The following is a 12,230-nucleotide window of genomic DNA, read 5'->3' as shown; positions in this document are numbered from 1 at the left end:
CTGGAACTGCTGGAGCGATCCCTGAAGCGGTTCGTCGCTGACGGCGAGCCGGGATCTCTGTAGATCAGCCCGGCTCATTCTGTTAGCCGCTGTAAGAGGGCGGTTCGTGAGTTGATGTCTGTTTCGGAGTGAGGTTGGGGCAGGGCTGCTGGTCGCGGGCGCCTTGGTCGCCTACTGCTGCCTGGCGAAGTTGCCTGTGTCGGTCTCGGTGAGGATGTCGAGACCGGCGAGGCGTATCGGCTTGGCGCGGGTACCTTCGATGGTCGTGGTCGAGTGGTGGCCTGGTCGAAGACGGCGAGGATGCGGGGCACACACTTGCGGCCCCGGGGCCGCAGGCGCTGTGAACGAATCGGTAACGACGTCCTCAGCGAGACCGCAAACCCCACCACACTGCAGGCGTGAGCATCCTTGAGTTCATCTCATCCCTGAAATGGCCCGTCACGGTGCTTATAGGACTCATCGTCGTGACGCGTGCGTTCAAGCGGGACCCAGACAAGGGGAAAGCACTCGCTCGCTGGCTCAACAGTCGCAATGTGCGGGCGAACATCGCCGGCCAGGAGCTTGAGCTCACCATGGCAGGGTCGGAGCGCGCCGCCGCGACCGTTACCGCACCAGATGAACAGCTTGCCGCAGCCATCACCGGGATCGCCGCCCCAGATTCCGAATCAGAGACGGCGGTACCCACCGACGAAGCAGTCGTGCAGATGCGCAGGGAAGCCGCTGAAGAGCTGATGCGTAGCGCCGCCCGCTGGGGTTGGGACGCGGCTCAGATGGGCTTCAAGACACCGCCCGAACCGCAGATCGACTGGCAAGGGGACAGGCCCGTCATCAAGTTCGGCATCGGTGCGCGGACTCAGCGAATGGCGCACAGCCTGGTCCAGTCCCTGAAGGACAACCCAGAGCTCGCAGCCCGTGCAGCGCAGTATCTGGCGACAAGGCGTAGCAGTACGGAGCCATAACCACCGCGTGCGCGAACCTGACCCGCGACCAGCAAGCCCTGTCCTAGCCTCACCCCGAAACGGACATCAACTCACGAACTGCCCTCTAAGAACACGGAGATCCGCGTCGACCAGTGTGTCGTGCGAGTGCGGTTCACGTCCAACGCCTTCAAGTTCGAGGTCCAGCCGGCGTTCGGGAACGTCGACGGCAGCTTCGCCTACCCGGATACGAAGGCTGAGGGCTGGAAGGTCACCAAGCCGCGCGAGGAGATCGCCGCGACCAAGGAGTGCAACGACCGCACCTCGACGAACATGCGCCACCTCGCCCGGATGGCACGGGCATGGAAGAACGCGAACGGCGTAAACATGGGCGGCCTGCTCATCGACACCCTCGTCTACAACTTCTTCGACCAGACCGACGACTACGACGCAGCGGGCACAGGCTCGTTCGACCTGATGGCCCGTGACTTCTTCGAATTCCTCAAGGACCAGGCAGAACGGGAGTACTACCTGGCGCTGGGCAGCCGACAGCGGGTCCACGTCAAGGCGCAGTTCCAGTCGAAGGCGAAGAAGGCGTACAACCGATGCCTCGAGGCGATCGCGGACGAAGGCAAGACATCAGCCAATAAGAAGTGGCGCGAGGTCTTCGGCACGTCGGTGCCGCTGGCGAAGAGCGCGAGCGAGTCGTCCCGGTCGTTCAGGGACACCGAGGAGTTCGTCGAGGATGAGTTCCCGGTCGACGTATCTGAGGCTGTGTCCATCGACTGCGAGGTCACGCAGGCCGGATGGCGTCCGACCTGGCTTCGCGCGATGCGTCGCGGCGGGATCCTGCTCAAGGCCGACAAGGGCTTGAGGTTCGTGGTCACCAGTTGCTCGGTCGGGGAGCCCTGCACGCTGAAGTGGAAGGTGCTCAATCGTGGTCCGGAAGCCGAGCGGCGGGACGCGATCCGCGGCCAGATCGTCGACTCGAGCAAGCGGGGAGTCCGCATCGAGCACTCGGACTTCAAAGGCGAGCACGTCGTCGAGTGCTACGTAGTCAAGGACGGGGTCGTCGTCGCTCGGGACCGGATCGACGTGCCGATCGGCAACACGAGCGTCAAGAGGGCGAACGCCTTGTAGGGAACCGATCCTCGGAGCGTGACGAGGCCCCGACGCACCTGCCGGGGTCTCGTCGCATCAGACGCATCCGCCCCTAGGGTTGAAGCATGAGCAGCTGCTCGACGACCTCGAGCTCACGTCTGTCACCCGACGGCGTCCGCGCTTCTTCGCTTTCCCCCGTCGCGGGCAACGCAATGTAGCGACCCAGCTGGTCCGTGGCTGGTCCGGGACGCGCGCACATTCGCGGCGAACGAGTCCGGAGGGTTACTTCATGACCGCGGACAGTGGCTGCGGGCTGTGGGTTCCTAGATGGGCAAAGCTTGTTCCAGGCGCCCAACTTGAGGCTCTAGAAGAACCCAAGTTTCTTAGGGCTGTAAGAACAAAGAATGTTCTTGGTCTGCTGGTGGTACAGCCTGCATGGCCCGGTGACCTGGGAAAACGAAGGCTGGGGCAGCGATTGGTGGAAGGTTGGCCCGCGTATGGTCCGGATCTTGGTCTCGACCGAGTTGGTCAAGCAACCTGAGGGAGAGGAGCGACCCCCGCCGGCGCGGGGACGACCTACGTGTCGTCCAGAGCCGAGGCGCCGAGGAGGAGCACCCCCCCCCGCGCCCTCGGGGACGACGTGTTGGTGCGGGTCACCCACAGGGTCAGCCTGGAGCAACCCCCGCGAGCGCGGAGACGACGGAGCTGCTGTCCGGACCTCGCTGTCTATGCGGGAGCAACCGCCGCGAGCGCGGGGACGACCGCGCCGATGTCGCCGAACTCATCCACCAGGGTGAGCAACCCCCGCGAGCGCGGGGACGACATGCTCTCGAGCGGCGCGTACCCGTAGGGGCTGGAGCAACCCCCGCGAGCGCGGGGACGACTGGACTGCGTCGGCGATGCCGCGCTTCACCGGCGAGCAACCCCCGCGAGCGCGGGGACGATCTCAAGCCTGACGGCGGACTCCACAGACACGTCGAGCAAACCCCCGCGAGCGCGGGGACGACATCCAGAGCGGCGTGACGCTCAACAACGCGGCGGAGCAACCCCCGCGAGCGCGGGGACGACAGACCCAGTCCGTTGCAGCCGAAGCACACGCCGGAGCAACCCCCGCGAGCGCGGGGACGACACACACTCACGGTGCATGACGCGCACCGTGTGAGAGCAACCCCCGCGAGCGCGGGGACGACCGGCTGCTCGTCAGGCATCAGATCCACCTTCCGGAGCAACCCCCGCGAGCGCGGGGACGACCCAGCGCCCCGACCGATCCGCCGGCCAGCTTCGGAGCAACCCCCGCGAGCGCGGGGACGACACCGCTCACCACCAGGTGAACGCATCCCGCCACGAGCAACCCCCGCGCGCGCGGGGACGACGAACACGGGTGACCGTAACGACGGCACCGGTGGCCGCAACCCCCGCGCGCGCGGGGACGACGAGCTGCGTCATGCCGTGAACATGGACCCGGTATGAGCAACCCCCGCGAGCGCGGGGACGACACCCTGTTCAGGGTGGCGTGGGGGGCGGTGTAGGAGCAACCCCCGCGCGCGCGGGGACGACCTCGCGGAATCAGCTTACGACGGCGTATCCGCAGAGCAACCCCCGCGAGCGCGGGGACGACCGACGACGAGGCAACCGTCGACGGCAACCGGGCCGAGCAACCCCCGCGAGCGCGGGGACGACCAGGCGGGCAGCGGCACCGCGAACCCGTCGACCGAGCAACCCCCGCGAGCGCGGGGACGACTCGCTGGCGTAGAGGTCGCCCTGGCCGGTGGGCGAGCAACCCCCGCGAGCGCGGGGACGACTGTACGGCGAGGCGGAGCGGCAGCACCGACGCCGAACAACCCCCCCCGAGCGCGGGGACGACACCTACACCGGCTCCACCGCCGTCCGCGAGGCGGAGCAACCCCCGCGAGCGCGGGGACGACGGGCCCATGGTGAGGATCTGCCGGAGCAGGGTCGAGCAACCCCCGCGAGCGCGGGGACGACCCCGCAGTCGGGCCGCTGCCTGGACCTGCCCGAGAGCAACCCCCGCGAGCGCGGGGACGACCAGGAGACGGGCTGGAAGGACGTGCAGCGGTACGAGCAACCCCCGCGAGCGCGGGGACGACGTGATCTCGTCGGGGTTGACGATGCCGACGAGCGAGCAACCCCCGCGAGCGCGGGGACGACATGGTGCCGTCGTTCAGGGTGATGCGGTGGCCGGAGCAACCCCCGCGAGCGCGGGGACGACCCTCGCGCGCGCACGCGTAGGGCCCCCTCCCGCGAGCAACCCCCGCGAGCGCGGGGACGACTGGGAACGTCGGGATGCCTGATCCTGTTACACCGAGCAACCCCCGCGAGCGCGGGGACGACCGCCCGGTCCGCCATGAGCCCGTACGACACGAGGAGCAACCCCCGCGAGCGCGGGGACGACATCGCGCATTCGGTTGCCATTTCCTTTGACCGGGAGCAACCCCCGCGAGCGCGGGGACGACTAGCCCGAGAACGGGCCGACGACCGGGGCGCCGGAGCAACCCCCGCGAGCGCGGGGACGACGGCACCGGCGAGGGCGGCGCCTGGCCGTACGGTGAGCAACCCCCGCGAGCGCGGGGACGACCTGCACAGGCGGCGCTTGGTAGCGGCCGGGGAGGAGCAACCCCCGCGAGCGCGGGGACGACCCGGCACGCCCGGTGATCGTTTCCGTGACTTTCGAGCAACCCCCGCGAGCGCGGGGACGACGTGTCCTCGCACACCAGGCACTTGGGGCCGCGCGAGCAACCCCCGCGAGCGCGGGGACGACCAGTGGCCTACGCGTGCACCCTCTCACTCTCTAGAGCAACCCCCGCGAGCGCGGGGACGACCTTCGGGAGCGAGGTGACGGCCGCGCGAATCTCGAGCAACCCCCGCGAGCGCGGGGACGACAGAAGCTCGGCCCCCTGCCCATGGGCGTCTGGAGAGCAACCCCCGCGAGCGCGGGGACGACACTTCTTGACCTGGTGGTTTGTCGAGCTGGTGGTGCGTTTTCATTTACTTGGATTCGGCGTGCTTGTCGTTGCTGCGCGGGCGGGCCATGAGGGCGAGGCCGTCGAAGTCGACGGGTGTCCAGCGGTCGTGGCCAGCTGTTCTTACTGACCAGCCCTGCTCGGTGGGAGCTGGTTCGATCATGATGGCCTGCCCGCTGTCGATGCGTTGGGCGAGGAGCGTCCAGAGACGGTCGCGGATGCGCGGGTTGGGGGTTCCGACGTAGACGCCGGGGGCGGCTTCGACGAACCAGCGGGTGAGATGGCCCCGCAGGCCCGGGGGTGCGGCGATGAGGATGATGACGGTGGTCCCGGCGCTCATCCGCCGGCCCCGCGGACGTTGCTGGGGTTGTCCGTGGGCGGGACGACGTCGACGTGGGCGTCTGTTGCGAAGGGGTCGGACCAGTTGCGGCCGCCGCTGGCGGTGGTGTTGTCCTCGTTCCAGAGGCCGTGGATTTCTTCATCGAGTAGGTCGGGGTTGTCGGGGATGAGGAGGTTCTTGATGTCGTTGACGATGCGTGGGAGGAGTTTGTGCTGGACAACGGTGTCGCGCAGGGCTGTGCGGGCGTCTCGTTCGGAGGTGAGCCCGTTGGCGGTGAGATCGAAGGCGAGCGGGATGGTGTGCTCGGCTTTGTAGAGGTCGGCGATGTCCAGGACGAACGAGAGGGCCGAGCCGGTGTGGACGAAGCCGAGGGCCGGGCTGGCGCCGATACCGGTGATGACGGCGTGGCAGATGCCGTACAAGGCTGAGTTGGCGGCGGAGAGTACGCGGTTGACGTCGTCGCCGGCGGCGAATGCGTCGCCGGGTTTGTAGTCGCGCTTGGTCCAGGGCACGCCAGTGCGTGCGGAATGCTCTGCGTAGAGCTTGCGCACGCGGCTGCCTTCTCTGCCCCGTAGCTGCTGAAGGGTCAGGCCGGTGGTGCTCTCGCCGGGAAATCGCAGCTCGTACATGCGGCGGGCCACGGTGACCCGTTCTTTGGGCCGGGTGACGAGCCATGCCTGGCGGAGCTGGAGTTGAGAGCCCCTGGCGGTGCTGAGGCCGGAGGCGTAGAGGCGCACGCCGTGCTCGCCGACCCAGCACACGGATGTGGCCGAGTCGGCGAGCAGGGCGACGGCTGCGTGGGTGATGCGGCTGCCGGGGCCGATGAGGAGGACGGCGAGGTAGGCGGCGGGGACGTGGACGATGCGCGCTTTGTTGATCAGGACGATGGCGTTGTCGTCCCGGTCGATGTGGCAGCGTTCGACGTAGAGGCTGGAGACGCGGTCTTCGATGCGGTGGACGTCTTGTGGGCCGGTGCGCCACCAGGGTTCAGCCATGGTGTGTCTCGTCCGGGAGGGGGGCGAGGGTGAGGAGTCCTTGGCCGTATCCCTTGGCCGGGCCGATGCCGTTGAGCAGGGTGTCGCGGAGGGCGTCGGTGTCGGTGACGCGGAGGCGTCCCTGGAAGGTGGCGGTGGACAGGGTGACCTGCGCGCCGCGGGCGTTTTTGTGGAAGCGGAGGGTCTCGCGGGCCGTGATGGAGACGGCCGGTGCCTCAGCCGGGGGTGCCGAGTCAGAGCTGCCTTCGTGGATGGCGCCGAGGTCGATACCTGGTGCGGTGGTGGTGGCGGGGATGGTGAAGCCGTGGCGTTCCGTTCGCGCGAGGAGCCAGGCGAGTTGATGGGCGGCGGTGCGGTGGGCGACGCGGATGCCGCGGCGTTTGCCGGGGCGGTCGCTCGCCTCCTTCAGACGTTCGGTCTGCTCGGTGCTGGGCTTCTCCGGGTTCTGTACGTGCTGGACCGGGTTGGCGGTGAGCCGGAAGGTGAACTCCTTGCCCAGAGCGAGGCGCTGGAGCAGAGGGGTGTAGTCGGCGATGAGCGGCTGGCCGCCGTCGGCGTCGGGCCAGCCGGCCTCCTCCACGAGGTGGTGCCAGGAGGGTCGGCTGTCGGTGAGGACGAGGACTTCGGCGCGGTGGGCGGAGTTGGTGTCCAGCCGCCACAGGACGCGTTCGGTGACGGGCTGTACGGCCAGTCCGCTCAGGACGGCAGCGTGCAGGCGGTGGGGGTTGGCGAGCAGCGCGACGGCGTGGCGGCGGCGTGGGTTGAGCGCGATTTTCGACAGGTACGGCATGGGGTCACCAGCCCAGGAGTGCGAAGGGGTCGTGGCCGGGGTCGGCGGCGTCCGCGGTGCCGTTCGACTTGTGACCGGTGGGGAGTGTGATCCACAGGTGGCGGACGGTGCGGTTGCTGAAGACGGTGCCGGCTTTGAGGTCGTAGGTGTCGGGGATGTCGGAGATGCTGATGTCGCCGGTGGGGTCTTCGACAGTGGCTTCGAGCGTCACGGTCGGTGTGCGGATGTGGGCGCGGTGGTGCGCGGATGCCTGCCAGGGCACTTCTTGCAGTGCGGAGGGCAGGTCGGTGGACGGGACCAGGCCGAGGCTGACCGGGCCGGTTGGGGGACAGGAGCGGCGGCCCAGGGACAGCGGGAAGACGGGGTTCCTCACGGCCGCCTCGAGATCTTCGAGTAGGGCGGCGGGTCCTTGCAGGGCGGCGGTGAAGACCGCGTCCTGCAGGTAGGAGCGCTGGGTGACCCCCGTGTACTTCTTCGCGCTGTTCCGCTTCTGCACGCCCTTGGCATCGACCTCGGCGGAGGGCAGGAGCAGGCCGCGGTGGTCACTGGCGGTGTGGTAGTCGCGCAGCAGCGTGCCGGGCTGGTCGACGCGGACGCCGAGGCGCAGGCCGAGCAGATCGGTCAGCCCAGCTTCGCGCGGGCGTCCCTGGGCCGCGGCGAGCAGACCGAGGATGCCGGACTTGGTGGGCTGGGCGCGGGTGTCGCGTCGGTTGTAGCGGGAGGGACCGCCCCAGGACTGCAGGGGGGCGGCCAGCCGCAGCAGGAGGACGGCTCGGTCGTTCATCGCTTGGCGGCTTCCGCGGTGTTGGTGCGCTGGGCGGGGACGGTGCCCTGGTCGAGCCAGGTGTCGACCAGTTCGCCGAGCGCGTCGAGCAGGGCCGGGAAGGGCAGGGAGGGGCCGAAGCTCGCCGCGAGCTTGTCAGGATTCAGGGCGTAGGTGGCGAGCTTGTGCACGGGGGCGTTGCCCCAGGTGGCGGCGACGGACCGCAGCTCTTCGGCCAGGGCCACGGCGGAGTCGCCGGCCAGGCCCTGCTGGCCGGCGACGGGCTCTTCGAAGGCGGAGACGAGGTTGACCGGCTGGTCGGTGCGAACGGTGATCAGGACCAGCTGCGGCAGGGTGCGGTGGGCGAAGGTGTTCTGGTGGCCGGTGGGCATGGACCGGGTGAAGGCGTCGACGAACCGGACGGCGGCCCCACGGGTGGCGTCGGCGGAGGTGAGGTTGTCGCGCAGCTGGTGCACGCCCAGGACGGCGTAGCGGTAGAGGGTGGAGGAGTTGAACTCCACGGTGCCGATCATCCCGGCGCCTGTGTCGTCGGTGTTCTCGTCGTCGACGGCCGTGTAGTAGTCGAACTCGGTCCTGACGGCGTGAGTAGACAGGGCGTGGGCGACCTGGACGGCGGCGTCGACGTTGAGTTCCTTCAGGTCGGCGACCATGCGGCCGAACAGGGCGACTTCGGCCGGGTGTCCGGTGGACAGGGCGGAGACGACGTCGAGCTGCTTGATCTCGGCCTCGAGCTCCTTGTCGGCGAGGGCAGCGAGTTCCGCGACCCGGTCGCCGAGGAGGGCAATGAGGGAGTCGAGCTGGCGCTTGCCGAAGAACAGCAGGTAGGCGGACTGTTCTTCCTTCTTGGAGGACTTCTTGATGCCCAAGGGCTCCAGCAGGGCACCGGCCAACCGGTCCGCCTGTGCCGTCTCAAGCCCGGCACCCCCGTCGGCGGCCGGTGCGGCCAGGCGCTGCGACAGCAGGGCGGCGATCCGCTTGGTGCGGGTGGCTCGGTCGGCGGGCGCCTCCCCCTTGGCGAACTCGATCCGGGTGGCGCGCTTCCACGCCTGCGACGACACCCGGGCACGCCGGGCTCCGCCGTACACGGCCTGCTTGGGCGTGCCGGAGTCGTCGCGGTTGATGTTCGACGGCGGGAGGCTCTGCAGGATGTGGACCTCGACGAAGAGGGTGGGCTCGGTCATGGTGCGGCTCCTTCGAAGGATGAGCGCCCCAAGGGCAGGTGGGGCAGCAGGCCACGGGCCAGCGCACCGGGCATCAGGGACGCCGGTGCCGGAGCGAGGCTGTGCCGGGTGGGGCAAGCGGATATGCGGTGTGGTGGTGTCGCGCCGGTGTCAGGCGGAGGGATCTTTGCGGTGGAAGTCGCGGTCCCAGCTGCTGCGCAGCTTGGGCTGGACGTCGGACCGTTGCGGGTCGTCCCAATTGCGCAGAGCCCGGCGCAGCAGGTCGTAGTCGAGACCGATCTCTGCCTTGCGCAGAAGGGGCATCAGACTGCGCAGATGGTGCGCGAGTTCCCCCATGTCCACAGAGGTGAGCAGAACGCCGAGCCGCTCCTCCACAGCCGCCTGACTGATGCCGTGGTCCCGTGCGAGGAGGAGCCGACAGGCAGTGCCGGGGCTGACGCCGGGCGTGTGCACGGACTGCTGGCGGCCCTGCTGGTGGAGGCCGAACAGCGAGAGCGCGGCGTGTTCGGCGATCAGGTCCCGGGTGAGGGCGCCGCGGACTCGCAGGTCGCTGCCCATCGTGGTGCGGTAGAAGCCCCACACGACCGGAACGGTGCCGGCTTCCTCGCCCAGCCCGGAGCGCAGGGCAGCCAGGACGGCTCCCGCGTCTGCGTCAGCCGGATCGAAGCCGTCCCAGAAGCCGGGCTGGACTTTTTCCGTACCGGCGGTGCTCTGCCCGTTGTCGTCTGCGGGGTCGGTGAACTGCAGCCCCCAGGCGCGCAGGACCCGCCCGTGGCGCGGGGTGAGCCAGTCGCACAGGTCACGGTGAAGTCGCGTGTAGTCCAGGCCGATTCCGGCCTGGCGCAGCAGAGGAATCAGCGCGCGGACATGGTGCACCAGTTCGTCGAGGTCCACGGCCGTTGCGGCGGCTGTGAGCCGGCGTGCCACCGGACCATCCGCCGACCGTTCTCCCCGGGGTGGCGGAGGCGCCGACGTCTGGGCATTCTGGTGTGCGCGCAGGACCCGGCAGACCGTGCCCAGTCCCAGTCCGGGCTGGTGGACGAGTTGGGGCGCACCTTGCTGGTGGAGACCGAAGAGCGTGAGCGCCGCATGTTCGGCCTGGTAAGAGCGGGGCAGACGGTCGCTGCCGCGCGCGGCGTCGGTGAGCTCCACCCGGTGCAGGTAACGCATCCCCGCCACGGTGCCCGGTTCGGCTCCCAAGCCCTCGCGCAGCGCACGCAGGTGCCAGGCCGGAGCCGGTACCCCGGCGCCTTGCGGCGTTCTGCGGGGGCCGGACCACTCTGCGGCGAGTTCTTCCCAGTAGTAGGGCCGGCGGTGGGTGTCCGGCCCGAGGGGTGTGTGGGTCATGCGTTGTCTCCCCTCACTGCTGCCGTCTCGCTGACGCGGGGGAGGATCTCGTTGAGCCTGGCGTAGAAGGCACCGGCCGCCTTGCCACTGCGGAACACGACCTCCTTGCCGTTGATCTTCTCGGTCCGTCCGATGACGGCCCGCGGCGGAACAGCGGCCATCAGCGCGTCCGCCTCCTGGCGGGCCGCACGGTGCAGCGTGATCTCCCAGGCTTGCTGCGCCTGTTCCAGCATGTCGTAGTCGTCACCGATGGTCCGCAGCCCGGCCAAAAGACGCCGCATACGGTCGTCGACGGTGTGCAGAAGCCGAGCCGAGGGCCGTTCGCCCTTGTCCCGGGGCAGGGGCGCCCCACCGGCGGCGCGCCGCAGATCGCTGAGCAGGGAGTCCAGCGCCTTCGCCACCCGGTCCGCCTGGTCCACGCACTCCAGAACAGCCCGGCGCATCCAGTCGTCGTCTGCGAGGAGCGATGCGACGGGCAGCGGCAGGCTGTCGGCGATGGCGTTCTCCACCACGGCGGACTGGTTGCCGTACTCCAGGCCGCACGTCTCCACCCCAAGGGGGAAACCCGCCGGCAGGCACTCGTCGGCCTGCAGGTCGCTGATCTGACGCAACAGGACGGAGGTGTACGGGCCGTCGCCCTCCACCGGGACCGACAGGGACAGCAAGGCCCCGAGGCCCTGCCACGCCGCACGCCCTGAGGTGTGGCGGCGGGGCCGGCGTGCTGGCTGTCCCGCCTTGGGTTTGGCGGTGTGATTCCAGGCGGTGTGCAGTTCGTGCTCCGACGCGGCGGTGAGCCGGTCACCGCCGCAGACGACGACTTGCCGCACCCTCACGCCCTGCTCCGTCCGGGTCGGGACGAGCCGGATCCGGCGTGACTGGAATGTACACAGGTCGAGCAGCCCCGTGGCGGGACGCACCGACCACGAGGGCGTCGCCGGTGACTTCGCCCCCGACACGGCCGGACGCTCGTCCCAGGCCCACTGCGGCCGGTCGCTGTCGGGCAGGCCGTCGGGCCAGTACGGAGTGTTCAGCAGCAGCGTCTCGTACAGGGTGCTGCCGGTCGGGACGATCACCCCGAGCTGCCCCAGAGGACCGGTCGGGTTGCCGGTTGTTTTTCCGCTCTTCGCCTGCTCGTCGCCCACGGCGCCCGTCTTGATCGCCGCTGTGTCCCAGCATTGGGCATGCAGCAGCCACAGCAGGGCGTGGGCGGGGGAGAGATCAAGGTGGTCGGCCTCGCTCAGCGCGCTGAACAGCGGCACGTTGTTCCCCGACGCCGTCGACGGCACGAGCAGTGCCGATGTCTTTGTCCGCCCGTTGAGCGCGGTCAATCCCGCGACCTGGGCGAACGGCCGTTCCGAGAAGATCCGGAACCGATCCGCGTAGCGCGTCTCAAGATAGTCGGAGATCTTCTCCTTCTCCGCGTCGCTAAAGGTTCCTCGTGCCATCCGTTCGGCCCACTGGGCGCGCGACCTCGGCAGCCCCAGCGCATCCCACACGATGGGCAGCAGTAGTTGCCGCAGCACGGCGGGGAGCATCGTCGGTACTGGCAGATCGAGTCGTCGGATCGTGTGCGAGCCGGTCAGGGCGTCCAGCAGGCCCACGCCAAGACGCTCGCCCTCCAGCCCGACGGCGGAAAGCAAGCGTTGCCGGACCAGGTCGTCCTCATGCTGTTCCATGATCTATCCCCCCTGGTGTGCCGTCCGATCTCCCCCCGGAGATCACAAGCGGAAGCACGCAACTCATACGCCATAAAGTCTGGTTGGGTGCCACTTGTCGGCTTGATCAAGCCTGCAT

General features: G+C 69.1%; 9 protein-coding genes and 1 CRISPR repeat array. Of the genes, 2 read left to right on the top strand and 7 right to left on the bottom strand.

The genetic code is table 11. The features are described from left to right. Positions 1-398 precede the first annotated feature (398 nt). Positions 399-959, top strand: coding sequence for a hypothetical protein (locus AB0E91_RS22420; protein ID WP_361784554.1), 561 nt, complete (start codon positions 399-401; stop codon positions 957-959). A 78-nt stretch (positions 960-1,037) separates the two neighbouring features. Next, positions 1,038-2,057, top strand: coding sequence for a nucleotidyltransferase (locus AB0E91_RS22415; protein WP_361784629.1), 1,020 nt, complete (start codon positions 1,038-1,040; stop codon positions 2,055-2,057). Between the two features lie 509 nt (positions 2,058-2,566). Then, positions 2,567-4,980: a CRISPR direct-repeat array (repeat unit 28 nt; unit sequence GAGCAACCCCCGCGAGCGCGGGGACGAC). 44 nt (positions 4,981-5,024) lie between these two features. Here the strand turns inward: AB0E91_RS22415 and cas2e are convergent. The 7 genes from cas2e to casA form a co-directional block, all read right to left on the bottom strand. After that, on the bottom strand, positions 5,025-5,339 hold the full coding sequence (cas2e, locus tag AB0E91_RS22410; RefSeq protein ID WP_361784551.1) for a type I-E CRISPR-associated endoribonuclease Cas2e: 315 nt from the start codon (positions 5,337-5,339) through the stop codon (positions 5,025-5,027). Further along, positions 5,336-6,334, bottom strand: a complete 999-nt coding sequence (gene cas1e / locus AB0E91_RS22405) for a type I-E CRISPR-associated endonuclease Cas1e (protein ID WP_361784548.1) — start codon at positions 6,332-6,334, stop codon at positions 5,336-5,338. The genes cas2e and cas1e overlap by 4 nt, the downstream gene beginning before the upstream one ends. Next, a complete protein-coding gene (gene cas6e / locus AB0E91_RS22400) occupies positions 6,327-7,124 on the bottom strand; it encodes a type I-E CRISPR-associated protein Cas6/Cse3/CasE (RefSeq protein WP_361784545.1) in 798 nt (265 codons plus the stop codon). The genes cas1e and cas6e overlap by 8 nt, the downstream gene beginning before the upstream one ends. 4 nt (positions 7,125-7,128) lie before the next feature. Then, on the bottom strand, positions 7,129-7,908 hold the full coding sequence (gene cas5e, locus AB0E91_RS22395; RefSeq protein ID WP_361784542.1) for a type I-E CRISPR-associated protein Cas5/CasD: 780 nt from the start codon (positions 7,906-7,908) through the stop codon (positions 7,129-7,131). After that, a complete protein-coding gene (cas7e, locus tag AB0E91_RS22390) occupies positions 7,905-9,089 on the bottom strand; it encodes a type I-E CRISPR-associated protein Cas7/Cse4/CasC (RefSeq protein WP_361784539.1) in 1,185 nt (394 codons plus the stop codon). The genes cas5e and cas7e overlap by 4 nt, the downstream gene beginning before the upstream one ends. Before the next feature lie 150 nt (positions 9,090-9,239). Continuing rightward, positions 9,240-10,436, bottom strand: a complete 1,197-nt coding sequence (casB, locus tag AB0E91_RS22385) for a type I-E CRISPR-associated protein Cse2/CasB (RefSeq protein ID WP_361784536.1) — start codon at positions 10,434-10,436, stop codon at positions 9,240-9,242. Beyond that, the gene (casA, locus tag AB0E91_RS22380) at positions 10,433-12,112 is read right to left on the bottom strand and encodes a type I-E CRISPR-associated protein Cse1/CasA (protein WP_361784533.1); all 1,680 of its coding nucleotides are present in this window, start codon (positions 12,110-12,112) and stop codon (positions 10,433-10,435) included. Before casA ends, casB begins: the two co-directional genes overlap by 4 nt. Positions 12,113-12,230 lie beyond the last annotated feature (118 nt).

The sequence above is a fragment of the Streptomyces sp. NPDC026659 genome (assembly GCF_040638245.1).
In the GTDB taxonomy this organism is placed as follows: domain Bacteria; phylum Actinomycetota; class Actinomycetes; order Streptomycetales; family Streptomycetaceae; genus Streptomyces.
This window is presented reverse-complemented; position numbering and strand designations above follow the sequence as displayed.